The organism is Candidatus Beckwithbacteria bacterium (assembly GCA_012797845.1).
Taxonomy (GTDB): Bacteria; Patescibacteriota; Microgenomatia; order UBA1400; family UBA1449; genus JAAZOH01.
Genome location: JAAZOH010000040.1, coordinates 80,881 through 97,990, shown reverse-complemented (window position 1 = coordinate 97,990; position 17,110 = coordinate 80,881). Strand labels below are relative to the sequence as shown.

Annotated in this window: 16 protein-coding genes; 15 read left to right on the top strand and 1 reads right to left on the bottom strand. The window is 38.9% G+C overall.

Annotated features, from left to right (window positions below; translation table 11 throughout):
• The first annotated feature begins 9 nt into the window (after positions 1-9).
• From GYA49_05575 to GYA49_05525, 11 genes are all read left to right on the top strand, one after another.
• The gene (locus tag GYA49_05575) at positions 10-1,569 is read left to right on the top strand and encodes a hypothetical protein (GenBank protein NMC36485.1); all 1,560 of its coding nucleotides are present in this window, start codon (positions 10-12) and stop codon (positions 1,567-1,569) included.
• Complete coding sequence (locus tag GYA49_05570; GenBank protein NMC36484.1) at positions 1,556-3,187, top strand: hypothetical protein; 1,632 nt, start codon at positions 1,556-1,558, stop codon at positions 3,185-3,187. The genes GYA49_05575 and GYA49_05570 overlap by 14 nt, the downstream gene beginning before the upstream one ends.
• A gap of 4 nt (positions 3,188-3,191) precedes the next feature.
• Complete coding sequence (locus GYA49_05565; GenBank protein ID NMC36483.1) at positions 3,192-4,445, top strand: carboxypeptidase regulatory-like domain-containing protein; 1,254 nt, start codon at positions 3,192-3,194, stop codon at positions 4,443-4,445.
• A gap of 106 nt (positions 4,446-4,551) precedes the next feature.
• On the top strand, positions 4,552-5,448 hold the full coding sequence (locus tag GYA49_05560) for a hypothetical protein (protein ID NMC36482.1): 897 nt from the start codon (positions 4,552-4,554) through the stop codon (positions 5,446-5,448).
• Positions 5,449-5,458: 10 nt separating this feature from the next.
• Positions 5,459-6,016 carry a sortase gene (locus GYA49_05555; GenBank protein ID NMC36481.1) on the top strand — a complete coding sequence of 186 codons (558 nt, stop codon included), beginning with the start codon at positions 5,459-5,461 and terminating at the stop codon, positions 6,014-6,016.
• Between the two features lie 296 nt (positions 6,017-6,312).
• Complete coding sequence (locus tag GYA49_05550; protein ID NMC36480.1) at positions 6,313-7,626, top strand: hypothetical protein; 1,314 nt, start codon at positions 6,313-6,315, stop codon at positions 7,624-7,626.
• Between the two features lie 67 nt (positions 7,627-7,693).
• Positions 7,694-8,560, top strand: coding sequence for a hypothetical protein (locus GYA49_05545; GenBank protein ID NMC36479.1), 867 nt, complete (start codon positions 7,694-7,696; stop codon positions 8,558-8,560).
• A gap of 122 nt (positions 8,561-8,682) precedes the next feature.
• The gene (locus GYA49_05540; GenBank protein NMC36478.1) at positions 8,683-9,246 is read left to right on the top strand and encodes a signal peptidase I; all 564 of its coding nucleotides are present in this window, start codon (positions 8,683-8,685) and stop codon (positions 9,244-9,246) included.
• A gap of 52 nt (positions 9,247-9,298) precedes the next feature.
• Positions 9,299-9,760, top strand: coding sequence for a hypothetical protein (locus tag GYA49_05535; GenBank protein NMC36477.1), 462 nt, complete (start codon positions 9,299-9,301; stop codon positions 9,758-9,760).
• A gap of 84 nt (positions 9,761-9,844) precedes the next feature.
• Positions 9,845-11,962, top strand: a complete 2,118-nt coding sequence (locus tag GYA49_05530; GenBank protein ID NMC36476.1) for a lamin tail domain-containing protein — start codon at positions 9,845-9,847, stop codon at positions 11,960-11,962.
• 117 nt (positions 11,963-12,079) lie between these two features.
• On the top strand, positions 12,080-12,634 hold the full coding sequence (locus GYA49_05525; protein NMC36475.1) for a hypothetical protein: 555 nt from the start codon (positions 12,080-12,082) through the stop codon (positions 12,632-12,634).
• Between the two features lie 16 nt (positions 12,635-12,650).
• Here the strand turns inward: GYA49_05525 and GYA49_05520 are convergent, their stop codons facing one another.
• The gene (locus GYA49_05520; GenBank protein NMC36474.1) at positions 12,651-13,283 is read right to left on the bottom strand and encodes a hypothetical protein; all 633 of its coding nucleotides are present in this window, start codon (positions 13,281-13,283) and stop codon (positions 12,651-12,653) included.
• A gap of 1,146 nt (positions 13,284-14,429) precedes the next feature.
• Between GYA49_05520 and GYA49_05515 the strand changes: the two genes are divergently transcribed.
• The 4 genes from GYA49_05515 (at position 14,430) to GYA49_05500 (ending at position 17,109) form a co-directional block, all read left to right on the top strand.
• A complete protein-coding gene (locus GYA49_05515; protein NMC36473.1) occupies positions 14,430-14,591 on the top strand; it encodes a hypothetical protein in 162 nt (53 codons plus the stop codon).
• 473 nt (positions 14,592-15,064) lie between these two features.
• A complete protein-coding gene (locus tag GYA49_05510; GenBank protein ID NMC36472.1) occupies positions 15,065-16,054 on the top strand; it encodes a hypothetical protein in 990 nt (329 codons plus the stop codon).
• Between the two features lie 16 nt (positions 16,055-16,070).
• Positions 16,071-16,349, top strand: a complete 279-nt coding sequence (locus tag GYA49_05505) for a hypothetical protein (GenBank protein ID NMC36471.1) — start codon at positions 16,071-16,073, stop codon at positions 16,347-16,349.
• A gap of 22 nt (positions 16,350-16,371) precedes the next feature.
• Positions 16,372-17,109 carry an NTP transferase domain-containing protein gene (locus GYA49_05500; protein NMC36470.1) on the top strand — a complete coding sequence of 246 codons (738 nt, stop codon included), beginning with the start codon at positions 16,372-16,374 and terminating at the stop codon, positions 17,107-17,109.
• The last annotated feature ends 1 nt before the right edge of the window (position 17,110 follow it).

Below are 17,110 nucleotides of genomic sequence, written 5' to 3'. Positions count from 1 at the left end.
ACTTTACTTATGTTTAAAAAAATTGATTTTATTACCATTTTCGTTTTAGCCCTAGCATGTTTAACTATTGTTTTAGCCTTGCGAGGCAGGCTTGGTAATCCAGTCGCTCAGGAGTTGACCAGTGCTTACTGGACAGATAAAGGACCATTGGAGCTTTCACCAGAGCGAGGTCGCTTTGCCTTGCTTTACTCGCTGGTTGAAGACAAATCATTTTATTTTTCCCTGCCGGTGGCCCGGTTTGCTACGCCTGATTTAGGCTATAAAAATGGACACTACGTTTCCATGTTTGCTCCCGGGGTTTCTTTTATGACAGCTCCTGGTTATATGGTAGGAAAGTTGTTTGGAGCTGCTCAAATTGGTACCTATGCGATTGTGGCGCTTTTTGCACTTTTAAACCTGATTTTAATCCAAGCTATTGCCCGACTTTTAGGTGTGCCAAAGCTGGCTGCTTTATTGGGAGGTTTGATTTTCCTCTTTGCTACTCCAGCCTTTGTGTATGGAGTTTCGTTTTTCCAACACCATATTTCAACGTTTCTAATATTAGCCAGTCTCTATTTGCTCATCAAATTTAAAACCTGGTGGTCGCTAGGCTTGATTTGGTTTTTGGCCGCCGCCGCCATTCCTATTGATTACCCAAATTTATTCTTGATGTTTCCGATTGCTCTATTTGCAGCTGGAAGATTGTTAATAATTAGTCCAGGGAGAGCTAAAGTCAAAATTTCTCTATGGTTACCCGGTATTTTATCTATTGCTACTGTTGTATTGCCACTATATTTTTTTATGTGGTTCAATCAGCAATCCTATGGCAATCCCTTCCAGTTTTCCGGGACGGTTTCCAGTGTTAATGCTATTGATGAGCAAGGGAAGCCAACCACGCCAACTGAAATTGGGACTTTAGATATGCAAACGTACCTTAATCCCGAACTGCAAAAAAAATCAGCAGTTGGTTTTTTCAAAACCAGAAATTTAGTAAATGGACTCTATACCCACCTTATTGGTTCTGATCGCAGTATCTTATGGTTTACCCCTATTATGTTTTTTGGGGCTTTGGGGCTTTGGCTGCTTTTTTTGAAAAAACCATATATAGCAGCTGTATTGATTGCTATAGTTGGGGTTAATCTAACTCTGTATTCACTTTGGGGTGATCCCTGGGGTGGTTGGGCTTTTGGTTCGCGTTATCTGGTGCCAGGCTATGCCATTTTAGCTATTGGCATTGCTTATCTAGTTGATTATTTTAAACATAAACCTTGGTTTTTAATCATCTTTTTGCCAGTAATGGCATACTCAATTTATATCAATACATTGGGAGCTATCACCAGCAGTGCTATTCCTCCCAAGGTTGAAGTGCTCGCTTTAGAAAAACTTTCGGGCCGAGTTGAACACTACAACTTTTTACGTAGTTGGGAATTTTTGCAAAGTAACCAATCAAAATCTTTTGTATATCAAACTTGGGGCCATACTTATCTTAGTGCAACTCAGTACTATTTACTTATTGCAACATGTTTAGTTTGGATTAGTGGTGGTTTAGCAGGGTTACTATATTGGCAGGCATACCATGAAAAAAAATAAGCTTATACCAGAAACCATTAGCTTTTCATTACCAAAATCCTGGCTTAAAAAAGCCGAACTGATAGTGAATAAGTATGCTTTAGTGGTTATAGCCTTAGCTTTAACGATTACAGCTATAGTTACTTTTTGGACATACTACTATAACGGTCTTGGTATTGCTTACAATGACGCTCGGTCTCATCTGGATATTGGGCGAAGGGTAGTTGAAGGTCTTAAACCAGGATTAGCTCAACTGGGTTCGGTTTGGTTACCGTTGCCACATTTGCTGATGGTGCCCACCGTCTGGAGTGATTTTATGTGGCACTCAGGGTTAGCTGGAGCTTTGCAATCTATGATTGCCTATGTGGCCACCGGAATTATCATCTATCTGTTTTTGCAAAAAATAAAAGTTGGTTTATTGGGTAGGTTGGTGGCAGTTTTTATTTGGGCGGCTAATTTAAATGTTTTATATTTGCAGTCAACTGCTATGACCGAGCTTCTGCTTTTAGGAACCATGACAGGTGGTGCCTACTATCTGCTACGTTGGTTCCAAACTAATCGATTGCTGGAACTGATAAAAGCCTCATTTTGGATAATGCTATCAACGTTAATTCGTTACGACGGCTGGTTTTTACTGTTTGTTTCGACCATTTTAATTGCCTTTCAGGTATACCGGAAAAAAGGCTATAAAACCACAGAAGGTATCGTGATTATGTTTTGTACTCTGGCTGCTTTTGGGATTTTTTTATGGCTACTCTGGAACCAATTGATTTTTAAAGACGCCCTTTACTTTGCTTTTGGGCCTTTCTCAGCCCGAGCTCAGCAAAAGCAGCTGGAAGCAGCCGGGAATTTACCCACCCAACATAATCTACTTTTATCTGTAAAAGTGTATCTCTATGCCCTTTTTTACAATTCATACACTATTCCGGCGCTGTTAGGTTTTGTGGGAGCAATATGGTTTTGGTTTGATAAAAAGCTTAAAAGCGAAGTCAAGATTGCAAGTATTGCTTTACTGGCTCCACTTTTTTTCAATATCATTGCTTTATTTTTTGGCCACTCAGTTCTTTTTATCCAAGGTATTTCCGGCAATACCTGGTTTAATGTCCGGTATGGAGTCATGCTGATGCCTTCTATTGCAATTTATCTTGGCTATTTAGTTGACCGGGCTAAACAGCTGAAATGGGTTTATATTGGCTTACTACTTATGGTTAGTTTCTTTGCTATAGTCAATCATGATGCAGTGACTATAGATGATGCCAGGGTTGGTTCTTCTCAGAAAAATGTCAGCGAGGTATCTGGTTGGCTCAAATCCAGAACTTATGATAATCCAGGTTTGATTCTGATTTCGGCTGCTTCTCATGATGCTATCATCTTTTCTTCTGGTTTACCGATGCGGCGCTTTATCCATGAAGGGACGGGTGATTACTGGCTGGATGCTACAGCTTATCCGGATCGTTGGGTTCGTTGGATTATTTTGCGCACCTATGATGATAATGATTTAACCTATAAGCTAGTCAGTAAGACCAGTGGTTTTAAAAAATATAAGCTGATGGCTAAGTATCCATTTGCCGATATTTACGAACTCAAGCCTGAATATGTGCCCCGCCTGTTGGGTAATCCGGAGGCCAATCAATTGTAAAGCTATGAAAAAGATTCTAATTAGCTTAATCATCTGTCTATTTTTACTGTTTCCCCAACCAGTTTACGCTGATAATGAAGTTCCCTGGTGGCAGGTGCAGTCGGTTGATACCATGAAATACTCCCGTGATAAAGCTCGGGAAAAATTAGGTGATCGGGATTTTGATATGGTTATTGATGTCCAGATCAGCAATATTGCCAAAACCGGAGCTACTCATGTAGCTATTGCTACCCCCTATGATGTGGAATTTTTACCTATTTTAAAACGTTGGGTGACAGCTGCGCGAAAGTACCAATTGAACGTTTGGTTTCGGGGTAATTGGGCCGGTTGGGAGGGCTGGTTTGAATACCCTAGCATTAGCCGGGAAGAACACTTAGCTAAAACCAAGCAATTTATTGAAGACAACCCAGGGCTGTTTAAAGATGGTGATATTTTTAGCTCTTGTCCAGAATGTGAGAATGGTGGACCGGGTGATCCCAGAAAAACCGGAGATGTTGAAGGCTTCCGCAATTTTCTTATTAATGAATATAAGATTAGCCAGACAGCTTTTGAGAGTATCGGTAAAGATGTTAAGACCAACTACTTTTCCATGAATGGAGATGTGGCCATGCTGATTATGGATCCTGAAACTACTAAAGCCTTAGATGGAGTTGTGGTGATTGACCACTATGTGGAAAGCCCGAAGCGTTTAGCTGATGATATTCGCAGGTATGCCCAAGCTACGGGTGGAAAAATCGTTTTAGGAGAATTTGGTGCTCCTATTCCTGATTTGCATGGTGATATGTCTGAGCAGGAACAGGCGGAATGGCTGGATACTGCCATGTTAGCTTTAGCTGAAACTCCAGAACTTATTGGTGTAAATTACTGGGCCAATACTGGCAGTTCAACCCAACTTTGGTATGAAGATGGTAGACCTAGGTCTGCAGTTACTGTTTTGACAAAATACTTTCAGCCGCAAGTCGCCAGTGGTGTAGTTAAAGATATAACAGGTGATAAGTTAGATAGTGTAGCTGTGACCAGCCCGTACTTTCATATAGTAACTGGTCGTGACGGTCAATTTATCCTGCCGTTTTTAGAGAGCAATCCTACGCTGACTATTTCTGCTGATGGTTATGATAGTCAAACGGTTAATTTAGCTTACCGCAGCCAGCCCATGACCATAATCCTGCGAAAACATCGCGAAGATTGGTTGTTTCGTCTCAAAAAAAGCATTACAGAATTTATTAGCAGTCTTTTTAAAAAAGAGTATAACTTCTAAAAATACTCTACTTAAAATCTATTTTTACTTTTACTTCGGAAATTATTCGTAATTGTGATATAATCCTATTTATCTTATAAGTTTTTAAATAGCTGCCCTGATAGCTATGTTGAAAAAAATTATTACTTTGGGCAGTTTTTTTATTCTTCTATTTACCTTTTTTGCTCAAAAAGCCTTAGCAGTTTCTGCTCCAGATTTTCCATCATGTGCTAGTCCTAGAGGAGAAATTATTGCAAATTATAGTGATGGTTTGCACGGCATTGTGGGAGTTATTACTGATAACCATGGTTCTGATCAGGTCTATCAAGTTAGTTCGGATCTACTGATTCAATGCTTTTGTCCAGAAGGTGGCAATGGCACTCAAACTAATTGGTGGCAAATTGGTGATCTTTCTCAAGATGATATTAACGCTTTTAGAAAACAAGGTTGGTATTATGTGCCCAATGGGGAAGTTTGGGGATTATCCCAAGCTCCATATCTGGCCCAAAACCAGTACTATGATTGTGGCAGTGGTCCCAAACCAACCCCAACTAGTACGCCTAATCCAGATGGTGGTAAACACTCTAGTATGGGTAAAAACGGGCCGACTTGTGAAGATAGTGCTATTGAAGTGACTTATGATGCCAGAGAAAACGGCAATAAAGTTGAAGGAGTTAAGGTTACCTTTATTTACCGTGGTATGCGGCAAATTGCCCATACCAATAAAGACGGTCGAGCCAGTGTTTCTTATAGCCATAGTGGTGAAGGCTCAATCGAAGCTGAAGCAGAAGACAATTTCCCTAATCAAGCTGTTTACATTGATACGCTAATTTGCGATAGCGGTATTGGTGGCGGTTCAATTTTAGGAACCAGCAGCTCCTGGTACGACAATTCAACCGGTATTGGTGGAGCTATTTTAGGCTTAGCTGATACTGGAACAACTGATGAAATTGCTATGCTCTTAGGTTTAGCGGGATTAAGTTTTGCTGGCAGCTGGGTCTTGCATAAAAAATCAGTCCGTTAAGGTTTAGCTTGTGAGCAGTTTTGTAAAACCTTCTCAAGTTTTTTTAATCATTGGCTTTTGTTTTCTAATGACAGCGGGCTATTTGCTGTGGCAAAAGTATGTGCCGGCCAAACTAAGTTTTACTAATACTCAGCTAGTTCAAAATACAACTACTACTCAAAATACCTCCAAACTTCCCGTTAGACTGCAAATCTCAGCTTTGGATATAGATGTTGCTGTACAAGCAATGAGCTTTGCTGATAGCCATTGGAGTGCGCCTAGCCAAGGAATTGTCTACCTTTTGGATACACCACTACCTGGACAAATGGGTAATAGTGTTTTGTATGGTCACAACTGGAATAGTCTGCTTGGCAATCTTAATAAAGCTAAAGTTGGTCAGACTATAACTATCCAATTTTCCGATAAGTCAGTACAAAATTTTACTATTCAAAGTATTAGAGTAGTTTCTTCTAATCAAGCTGAAGTGCTGGATCAAAGTAAAGATCAACGATTGACGTTATATACCTGTACTGGTTTCTGGGACCAAAAGCGCTTAGTGGTGGTAGCTAAACCACAATCTTCCCTATAATTCTTATTCGCAACCTATAACTATAATTGAGTTAGCTATAATTTTCAAAATGCATATTGACAAGTGTATAGAAAATCGTTACTTTAAAATTGCTAAAAGCTGTGGAAATCTTTTTATGCAGTACAAAAAAATACTGCTAAAGCATGCAAAATAGCTACACTACCAGATACAATCTTGGCCACAAAGGTCTTACATCATAAGCCAGCACACGTGCTGGTTTTTTGTTGCTTAAGATTTCAAATATTAAAGGATAGTTTTAATAAACTATAAGATAAAAGAAAGGTGGTGAAGAGAACATGAAAAAAATTTTTTTAAGCCTGTTAACGCTAAGTTTTGTAGCAATCGTTGGAGTAGTAGCTACATCTGCTTATTTTTCAGACACTGAAACTTCAACTGGCAACTCACTGACAGCTGGGACAATTGACTTAAAAGTTGATAATCATAGTTACTACAATGGTTTTTCAGTAGATGGTGGATTAGAACTTATGGAGAGCACTACTTGGGAACTAACTAATCTTACCAACCAACTCTTTTTTGATTTTCATGATCTTAAACCAGGGGATTTAGGTGAGGATACTATTAGCTTGCATGTAGCAGACAATCCAGCTTGGGCGTGTATGGATATCACACTAACTCAAAATGATGAAAACACAGCAAATGAACCAGAACTGACGGCTGGAGACAGCGAGGATACAGAGGATCTTTGGGATGGAGAACTGGCTCAAAATCTCAATATGATTTTCTGGGCTGATGATGGTGACAATGTTTTGGAAAATAACGAACTAGATAAAATATTGTTTGAAGGATCGGCTTATACTTTGATAAACAATGGCAAATGGACTTTAGCTGATGCAAGTCACAATCTTTGGGATGGTAGCGGACCATTGCAAGCTGGTAATCAAGATTATTTTATCGGTAAAGCCTGGTGCTTTGGGACACTAACAAAAGCACCAGTAGCAGTTGGCCAAGATCCCACAGTTAACCCAGGGGTGATTTGTGATGGCACAGCTGATCTTAATTTAGCTCAGACAGACAGAGTTATGGCAGACGTGGTTTTTAATATTTTCCAAGCCAGGCATAATGACAGCTTTGTTTGTCCGACTTGTATTGAAGATTCGGTTTATGCTGATCAGGCTTTTACCCTAGTGCAGGGTTTACGTAAAAATGGAACACCGGTTTTAGCTAATAGAAGCAATCCAGCTTCAGTTGAGGGAGCACTGGATGGCAATTTTGTCAGCCTTGGTTTTGGCGGCCAAATTACTGTGTCTTTTGCTAATCCGATTGTTGACGATACTGCGAATGTAAGTGCCGGAGACATTTCTTTCCATGAGGTGACCAATGGCCGATCTAGTTACCCCAATGAAACAGCTGATATTTTTGTAAGTCAGGATGGGAATAGTTTCGTCTATATTGGCACGATTAGCAATCATGATAGTAGTTCTGGAGTATCTTATGTTGATATCTCTGGATCAGGTTTTGATTGGGTCAAATTTGTCCGGATTGTTGATACTAGTAATCCGGCTGATTTTAGCCAAAGTGATGCTGATGGCTATGATTTGGATGCAGTAGATGCTGTACAAGTTAATACCTGTTTAGAGTCAGATAGGTAAGCGGTTGACGCATTACTTTTGCTTTGTTAGAAAAATAATAAATTTCACTTTAAGGAGGTGAAAAAATATGAATAAAATTTTACTAAGTGTTTTAACTATTGCTACAGTTGGGGCAATTGGCGTCTATGCTACTCAAGCATATTTTTCTGATACCGAAACCTCAACTAATAATGTTTTTACTGCTGGATCAATTGATTTGAAAGTAAGTAATGATAGCTATGTTTCAGATCAAATTACTGGTGCGTTAGTTGCAAGCCCAAATACGTCATGGATTAGTGCTGACTTAACTACAGTAAATAAGTTTTTTGATTTTACGGATATAAAGCCAGGCGATATTGGTGAGGATACCATTGATTTAACTGTTGATAATAACGATGCTTGGGCTTGTGCCGAATTAACTTTAACCAGCAATGCTGATAATGGCTGTAGTGAACCAGAATTAGATGATGATCCAAGTTGCGCAACAGAATCAGCTGAACTTATGGATGGTGAGCTAGCTCAAGGTATTGAATTTGTTTGGTGGGCTGATGATGGTGACAATGTTTTGGAAGAAAATGAAGAAGCCTCTAAGTACTATCTTGGGCCTGAAACTATTGCAAATCTTTTAGGTACTGATAATACAATTCAATTAACCTTAGCTGATAAGTATCTTAACTTTTTTGATAGAACCAGATTGGATCAAGGTGACACCGTATTGCCTCTAAAAGGCTTGCAAACCTATTATATTGGTAAGGGTTGGTGCTTTGGTGAAATGACACTGACTCCTTTACCTGAAGATACAACTGGTCCTTTAGTCAGAGGAACTGGGTTTACTTGTAATGGAGTAGAGGTAAATAACGCAGCTCAAACAGATACTTTGACTGCCGATCTCAAGTTTACCGCCATTCAATCACGGAACAATATGGACTATGTATGTCCAGAGCATGAGCAATAGATTAATTTGTTTTTTCGTTAGCGGGGAGGGAGGGGTATTTGCCCCTCTCTCCTTAGCTAGAGAAATATTTTAGTTGGTTTTTGAGAAGCCAATTTTTGCTTTTAAAAACGAGCTAAGAAAATATGAAGATTTTTAAAATCATTCAAACTATTTTTTATACCTTGGTGATTTTGTTGATAGTGCTTATAGCTGGAAGTTTAATGCTGACCCGGCTCAATACTCCAATCGACTATAAACTTTTTATGGTGCAATCAGGTTCGATGGAGCCAGCTATTCCCATGGGAAGTTTAGTAATTGTTGCACCGCAAAAAAATTACCAAGTTAATGACGTAATTACGTTTCGGGGAGAAATCAATCCTAAAGAAACAGTGACTCATCGGATTGTAGATATCAGTCAAGATAAAGATTTAGGGTTAACTAGTTACCGCACCAAAGGGGATGCTAATAATACACCTGATTTAGAGTTGGTCAGATCTGATCGGGTAGTAGGTAAAGCTACTGTCTACCTTCCTTATCTTGGCTATCCGATTGCTTTTGCCCAAACCCAAATGGGTTTTATTGTTCTAATTGTAGTGCCAATAACTATCATTGTTTACGCCGAGTTGGTCAATATTAAAACCGAACTTGGCCAGATGGCTTTAAAACATAAAGAAAAGAAAAGGCAAAAAGCTGAAGAAAAAAAATGAAAATAGTGAAGAAAATTATTTAAAGTTAAAAAGAAATAAAGAAAGGAATTATATGAGAGAAAGAACTGAGTTAGTTCCATCGCATGTTGAAGAAGCTGCTATGGAAGCAGGTGGAAGAGAAGGGACAGTGGGATTACCTTTGGCAAGGTCGTTTGATGTACAGGAATCAGCAGCTTCAGCTGCAGGGCTTGATGAAATCCCTGTAGGAGCTATGGAAGAAATCCAAAGACAAAAAGCACGTCAATTATTATCAGCCTGGATTCTCTGTAATTTAGCTCATGAGTCTAGAGCGAGTAAGAGACAAATAAATAAGTTTAATTGTAGTGAAGGATTAGATGGTCTAGCTAACCTAGATAAGAAATTTAGACCAGCAGTAAGTGCAGCAATGGAAGCCTTAGGTTATTTAGGTTTTTTTGAAGATAGTAATTTAGTTAATAGATTTAGAATTGCAGTAGGCGGTATTTCGACAACCCTAGGGTTTCCTGCTGAATTAGTTGTTTTTGACGAAAATTAATCTAGTAATAATTAAAAAGTTAGGTTAAAGACGTAGATGAGACTTTTGAGCTTCTTAACTAGAGCGTGTTTGATAAGCATTTTGTTGAATCTGTATCTCCTACCGGTTTCTGGAGCGCTATTTAGTGATCAAGAAAAATCTTCAGATAATTTTTTTAGAACTACTAATTTAGATTTAGGTTTTAATTCAGTCCAAACTGGTTTTGAACCAGCTCTGCTTATGCCTGATAAGGAATCTTCCCGCAGCGCTTTAATTAATCAAATTGGAGCTTTACCGTTTATTTACAGTCAAAAATACCAGTTTGATAGTGGTGACGAAACGCTTTGCCAAAACCTGCATTTGGAAGTTCTTCTAAAATACTATGATTTGCATGGGATTTTACAAATTACAAACAAATACTCTGGTTCTTTGGTTGACTTTAGTATTAATACAAATGGTTTAGATGGTGATTTATCTTTTCCTACTGCTGATTACTACCCAAATCCGGATTATGGTTTAGCTCAACATTGGTTTGAATATCAGGTCTCTTTACCTGATGATCCGAATCCGAATCTAGGAAATTTAAGCTGTAATTTTTCATACGTTGCGAAAGCCTGGATGCAGCAGCATAGCTATGGGCAGGCTTTTTGGGATGAAGAAATCTTAGCAAATAGTGTTTCAACCGGGTCATGGGCTAAAGTAACTGGCATGAAATTTAATGATTTGGATGGCAATGGTGATAAAGATGAAGCTGAACCAGGTTTGGAAGGTTGGAACATTTTTGCGGCTCAGGAAGTTGAGGAACTTAGTGTTCCAGCCGATGATAATACAGGCATAGATTCTGAAGTTTTGGAAAATGGAGCTACATATCTAGTGAGGGTTACCGGGACTTACCAAGCTGATACCGATTTGACGGCAGATGCCAAATACTCAGTCCGCAACCCAGATACCAACTGGACAGATACAGTTAATGGTTTGGAATCTTATGGATACGAATTGCTTGATTTACAAATTGATGGCGCATCTCCTGATTGGGGGCCTTATGCTAGTGATCACGAATACTGGACTAGTTTGGTTGGAACTGGGGCTTCGGTCAACTTCAAAATATATGACATTCTGTATACAAACAACACAGGTAATTTAAATGTCACTATCTTTAAAGTAGTAAGTTCTGATATTACTGATACCGATGGTCTGTATGAACTAGACTTGAGCAATGTTGATGGCGAAATCGTAGTGGCTGAAGAAAACCAAACCGGTTGGCAGCAAACTATGCCAAGTAGTAAATACTACGTATTCCCAGGTCCAGATCTTTATGAAGATATTGATTTTGGTAATCACAAAATACCAGCAGGACCTGAGTTTACTAAAATCGTAATCAATGAGGTGTACTATGATGTAGCCAATACTACTCACTGCGATGAAGCCAGTAGTGAGTGGATTGAGCTATATAATCCCAATAATTTTGCAGTCAATATTAAAAATTGGAGCTTAAGCGATAACGCCGGTTCGGTCACAATCACTGGTAATCCTGAGATACCAGCCTATGGTTTTGCACTTTTATCTCATGATAATGGGACCTGGATTCATTGCTTTAGCGATAATGGGGCAGTGATAGTGCAACTTGCTGGTGCTGCAGCTTGGCTTAATAATGACGGTGACCAGCTAACACTTAGAAACAGTGATGATCAAATTGTTGATTTTGTAGCCTGGGAACAAGGTTCTTGTGATGGCGGAACATGTTCAAATAATTTTCCGCATTTGTATCCTGATTGGACTTTAGCAGTGGCCGAAGGCCATTCAATAGCTAGAAGTCCATTAGGTTTTGATACCGATAGTCCTTCAGATTGGATAGAATTAGCAACACCTAATCCCGGGACCAACCCTCATAGCCATATCTCAGTTTCCGTAGACCAAGAGGATAGCTATTTACTAATTGGCTTTAGTAATGCTTGGGGATTTGATGAACTTGACTATGCAATTTCCTATCACCATCTGTATAGCAATGAACCAGTAGAAGAAACAATTAAAGGAAAAGCCTATAAGCCACTCAATCAAAACCAACTCATTTTGGATCCGATCTTTTTAGGAACGTGTTCTGATGAGCTTTTGACTTGTGTAGCCCACACGGGTATCGGAACTGTAAGCATTGATTTACTATATAAAGATGGTGATACATCAATTGGGACAAGTACTATTACATTTCCTTGGCAGGAAAAATAAACTATGACTAAATATTTTATAGCAATTCTGTTTTCACTATTTTGTTTAGGAATTTTTATACAGCCTGTGTCTGCTCATAGCGATTGCACTGTCAAATGCGATAAGAGCCGTTGTAGTATGACGACTATTGATAAAAAAACCTTGTTTCAGGAACTAGATGTTAAACCAGGTGATACGTATCAAAAAACTATTTCAGTCAAAAACACTACTGGTAAAGATTGCCAGCTGACGCTTCTAGTCCGGCCAAAAGATGCAACTGAGCCTAAAAGTTTGGACGAAGTTTTATTTACCGTTATCAGAGCTAATGGCACTGATTATTTTGGAAATTTTCTAGTTAGTGGGTGGGCTGGTAGCGATAAAACTTTAGCCGATCTGCTGGCAACTGAGAGAATTAACTTAGGCACACTTAGCAACGGCCAGTCAAGAGATTATGACTGGATCGTGTCTATTGATTCATCAGTGGGTAATGAGTATCAGCAAAGCAGTATCAAGTTTGATTTTGACATCAATTTTAGTTGTGGTAACCCTGATCACCATCACACACCAACGCCAACTCCTAAGCCAACATTTGGACATCACTTTGACCACTATAAAAACTTTTTCAAGCATTGGTGGGATGGGTTTAGGACAAACAATATTATAAGTAACTGGTTTAAGAAAAATCACAGGTAGAGGAATTAATACGCAATTATTTGTAAAACCGAATAATTAAAGCTGTCAAAAGCGACATAATCAGCACAAAATAAACCCACAAGATAGTGTCAGCAGTAAAGAATTTTGAATTTTTACCTTTAGTTTTTATTTTGGTATAACCAGCAAAAATTTTCTGTAAAACCGGATTTTTAAACTGTTTTGGAATATCAATTTTATCTTTAATAATAGCTTTATCTAAAGGTATAAAATTGCTATCACGAATTTCGTAGGTTTTAAAAACAGAATGTTTACCAAAAAGAATGGGTACTTCTAAAGCTGAAACCGGTCGCAAATAAATACCCTTATATTTAGCAAAAAGCCAGGGTTCAGTAATAGCAGCATAAGTTGTTTTTCCGGCTATATCTTCATAGTGAATACAGGCTCCTTTATTTACCGTTCCTGGTAAAGTGGCGACTTTTCTTTGCTCAACCATTTCTTTAGAGCCAAAAATTACGCCATTATCCCAAAAAAGTGGTAATTTCAAATCTGCGGCTTTATCCAAAGAAACCTCAAACCCAGCCATGGCAGCGGCATTTTTAGTAAACATTTTGTGAGTATAGGGGTTGTAGACAAGATTATCCTCTTTATTGGTATTGGCTTGAGTTTGGGGATTAACTGATTCATTCATCTCATAATTATCTTTGCAGATTTAATTCCCTTTGACAAGTATAAAGATCTCTAATATACAAGATGTTTCTTGACAAAATAATAATTTATTGAATAATATAGCTCATAATATTAGTCAGTTAAAAATAATAAACCAAGAGCGGTTTTTTTATTTTTTATGACTAATGCCCTTTAACAATGAAATAAGGAAAAGGAGAAATATGAATATGAATGAAAAATAAGAGGAGTGTGATAGTGTGCCATGTAATTATTAGATGGTAAACTTTCACATTCCTCGCCACCCTCAACAGGCGCACCGCAGCCCGGCAACCCAAGACGTCCCACAGGTTGCCGGGTGGAATTATTTTAGTCGTACTCAGGCAAGAATAGGCTTGCCTGAGCTTATTGAAAGTCTGGGAGACAATTCTCCCGGAAAGGAAAAGTTCGGTAAAAACGCCCAATCGATGGCTAGAAACTTAGCCTTCAATGATTGGGCACCTGTTGTGTCCAGGGAACCCCCCTTAGAGATGTGCCCACATGGGGGTGATCTGGACAACTCAACCCAGTGCGATTGGGTTGGGTCGAAAAAGGTCTTTAATACCGAGACCTGCTTGCATTTCCCTGGGGAGAGGGAAAGTAGATCTCGGCGAGGCGAGCTTGTTACTGGAGAGGCTGGCTCGCCTCAAGGTATTTTCGTTCATTTTCTGGATTTCGGGAGGGGTCCCCGAAATCATTGCTGTACTGTCGCCCGGAAGAACCACCCCGTCCTTTGAGGGAAGGGTTTTCGGGTCAGCTGTCTCTTGGCTGACTTTGGACCCCCGTCGCAGAATATCGCGACGAAACCCTTCTCCTTTTCCTAAGTGTCCGCTGAGGGCTGCAGGTCTTATTGACCAGATTTTGCAACACCCTGCAGCCCTCGTGGACTTCGTTTCATTGTCTTTTACAAGACACCCAATTCTATCCTGTTGTTTCTACGTTAAGTAGAAAGGTAGATGAAGGTGTCTTGTTTCGCGTTTTGGGGCATATTATTTACTTCTTTTAGTTTCACCTTCTTCTTTTAATGTCTTGATTTTTTGCTTTTTAAGTAGTAAAATTCACTTTTCCAAATTTATCATTTTCAACTGAAAACTAGCTTTAGTTTAGAAAGTGGTAATTGGCTCTTTACAATATGGTAAACAGTAAGGATTCTGGGATTTTGCTATTGATTTTTTTGGATAGTAAAATCCCGGAATTCTTCTTGAGAATTTTTGGGCTGTCCGATGGGGGCAGAGTTGTTAACAAAAACCTAGCCGTAGGGGCTATGATGGTTTTTGAAAAACAACAGCAATAAAAAATAAAAAAAAGAAAATGACCTACCTCTTAGGGTTTTGGTTGGCGAAGTTGCCAACTACAATGCCCGAAAAAGGGGAGGTTATTTGAACGCACAGAGTCGTGCGTTCCGGAGCCCAATGGCGGGCTCCAACAATTTTCAGTTGGGTTGTCCACTCAACCCAGCTGTTGAAAAAACTCGGGGAAGTTCGGCCCTTTCACACCCCGAGTAAAACAATTCTCAACTGGGACCCAAACCCCAGTTGTGAAAACTAGAGCATACTCCCTGAGTGTGTTCTAGAAAGATAATTCTCAATCAGCCCAAAACATCGGGCTGATTGTTTACCTTAGTCGGGCCGTCGACTCTTTTTTAAGCAACAACACAAAAAAAGAGAAGCAATACAATACGACGGTCCGACATATATTTTCTTTACTTTCTTATTTTCACACTTTTCTAATTGACGAAATAATCTGATAGTTTCATAATGGTTTGATATGAAGCGGCATCTACATAATTTGTTTTTTCCTCATCACGGCAATAATCATCGTGCTAAAATTCTTCACCATAAATCGCTTTCTAAACTAGTTTTACTGATTCTTTTTTTCCAGCTTTTAATTTCTGGGATTTCTCAAGTTAAACCTGGGGTTTTAGGATATGCCTCAAATATTTCTGTGGGTGATATTGTTTCAATGACCAATCAGAAACGAGCTGAAGCTGGTTTGCCAGCCCTAGAATTTAATGAAACATTAGCTACTTCGGCCAGGTATAAAGCAGCTCATATGTTTGCCAATAATTATTGGGCCCACACAGCCCCTGATGGAACTAGTCCTTGGTCTTTTTTTAAGCAAGCTGGCTATACCTATCTGTATGCTGGAGAAAACTTAGCCCGAGATTTTAATGACTCCGGAGCTGTGGTGGCAGCTTGGATGGAATCTCAAACCCATAAAGATAATATTATGTCTGGTCGTTATACCCAAATTGGAGTAGCAGTAGTTAATGGACTCTTAAATGGCCAGGAAACGACTTTAGTGGTTCAGCACTTTGGAGCACCATCAACAGCAGTTGCTGCTATCCCTGAACAGGCAGCTGCTGAATCTGTACAGGGGGTACAAATTGAACCTCAAGTTAAACCCATTACTGAAGAACCGGTTGTTGCTGTGGCGGAACCAGTTGATGAAGTGGTAGAAGATATCAAAGAAGTCAAACAACAAGAACCAGCAAATACGCAAATCAAAACTTTGTTCCCGGAAACATTACTTGAATCAGTTAGTTTAGATCATATTCCTGCGTTTTCCTCATTTGATCTGACTAAAAGCGTTAATCTGGCTCTGACACTCATTATTATCGTTGTTTTGGTAATTGATGGAATTTTGATTTGGCATCGGGGCACCATCCGAAGAACCGGAAAAAGTTTTGTGCACTTATCTTTATTTGTAATGGTAGCTTTAATTATTATCTTAACTGGAAGTGGTAGGATATTATAAGTAAAAGCAACTGCCTATGAATATTTTACATAAAAAGCCTAAGTCAGATATTTTGCATAGTCATTACTTTATTTTGTGTTTAGGGTTAGCCGGTGGGGCTGGTTTTTATTTTTTATGCATGGGTCAATTGGCTTTGCAAGTAGCTATCATTATTGGGACTGGTTTATTTTATATTCTCTGGGGAACGCTTCATCATGCACATGAGGGTGATTTTCATCCTAAAATTGTATTAGAATATACTTTAGTAGCCAGTCTAGCAATGGCACTATTATTAACTCTTATTTTACGGACATAAGGCTGCCACTTATTTTTAACCTATGAAAGGCATTATTTTAGCCGGAGGCAAAGCAACAAGACTTCGACCTTTGACGCTGGTTACTTCCAAACAATTACTTCCTGTTTACGACAAACCCATGATCTATTATCCCTTAGAAACTCTTTTGAAAGCAGGCATTAAAGATATTTTAATTATCATTGCTCCTGATTATGCTGGGCATTTTTTGCACCTCTTAGGATCAGGAAAAGAATTTAATTGTAGGTTTAGCTATGAAATTCAGGAAGAAGCTCGAGGTTTAGCCGATGCTTTTATTGTTGGTGAACGCTTTGTTGGCGATGACAGCGTAGCTCTAATTTTAGGTGATAATATTTTTGATTATGATTTTTCTAAAGAAATACAAAGCTTTAAGAATGGAGGACTGAACTTTGTAAAAGAAGTACCTGATCCTGAGAGATATGGAATTATTGAATTTGATAATACGGGAAAAGTTTTATCTATTGAAGAAAAGCCTCAAAACCCTAAAAGCAATTATGCCTCTGTTGGTTTTTATGTTTTTGATAATCGAGTTTGTGATATTGCTAAATCGTTAACGCCTTCTCAGAGAGGTGAGATAGAAATGACTAGCTATCTTGGATCTCCAGCAATCAATAACACCTATTTTGAAAAAGGTGAATTAACAGCTAAAATAATAAATGGGTTTTGGGAAGATGCTGGGACATTTGACTCTTTGCTTCGAGCTAATAACTACTGGGCAGAAAAAGCCCAAAGTGCAAAATAAT

What these genes read in the sequence shown, in the direction of transcription:
- GYA49_05575 (NMC36485.1), top strand. Translation starts at nt 10, where the DNA reads ATGTTTAAAAAAATTGATTTTATTACCATTTTCGTTTTAGCCCTAGCA.
- GYA49_05515 (NMC36473.1), top strand. Translation starts at nt 14,430, where the DNA reads ATGGTAAACAGTAAGGATTCTGGGATTTTGCTATTGATTTTTTTGGAT.
- GYA49_05500 (NMC36470.1), top strand. Translation starts at nt 16,372, where the DNA reads ATGAAAGGCATTATTTTAGCCGGAGGCAAAGCAACAAGACTTCGACCT.
- GYA49_05550 (NMC36480.1), top strand. Translation starts at nt 6,313, where the DNA reads ATGAAAAAAATTTTTTTAAGCCTGTTAACGCTAAGTTTTGTAGCAATC.
- GYA49_05535 (NMC36477.1), top strand. Translation starts at nt 9,299, where the DNA reads ATGAGAGAAAGAACTGAGTTAGTTCCATCGCATGTTGAAGAAGCTGCT.
- GYA49_05520 (NMC36474.1), bottom strand. Translation starts at nt 13,283, where the DNA reads ATGAATGAATCAGTTAATCCCCAAACTCAAGCCAATACCAATAAAGAG.
- GYA49_05540 (NMC36478.1), top strand. Translation starts at nt 8,683, where the DNA reads ATGAAGATTTTTAAAATCATTCAAACTATTTTTTATACCTTGGTGATT.
- GYA49_05565 (NMC36483.1), top strand. Translation starts at nt 3,192, where the DNA reads ATGAAAAAGATTCTAATTAGCTTAATCATCTGTCTATTTTTACTGTTT.
- GYA49_05525 (NMC36475.1), top strand. Translation starts at nt 12,080, where the DNA reads ATGACGACTATTGATAAAAAAACCTTGTTTCAGGAACTAGATGTTAAA.
- GYA49_05560 (NMC36482.1), top strand. Translation starts at nt 4,552, where the DNA reads ATGTTGAAAAAAATTATTACTTTGGGCAGTTTTTTTATTCTTCTATTT.
- GYA49_05545 (NMC36479.1), top strand. Translation starts at nt 7,694, where the DNA reads ATGAATAAAATTTTACTAAGTGTTTTAACTATTGCTACAGTTGGGGCA.
- GYA49_05510 (NMC36472.1), top strand. Translation starts at nt 15,065, where the DNA reads ATGAAGCGGCATCTACATAATTTGTTTTTTCCTCATCACGGCAATAAT.
- GYA49_05570 (NMC36484.1), top strand. Translation starts at nt 1,556, where the DNA reads ATGAAAAAAAATAAGCTTATACCAGAAACCATTAGCTTTTCATTACCA.
- GYA49_05505 (NMC36471.1), top strand. Translation starts at nt 16,071, where the DNA reads ATGAATATTTTACATAAAAAGCCTAAGTCAGATATTTTGCATAGTCAT.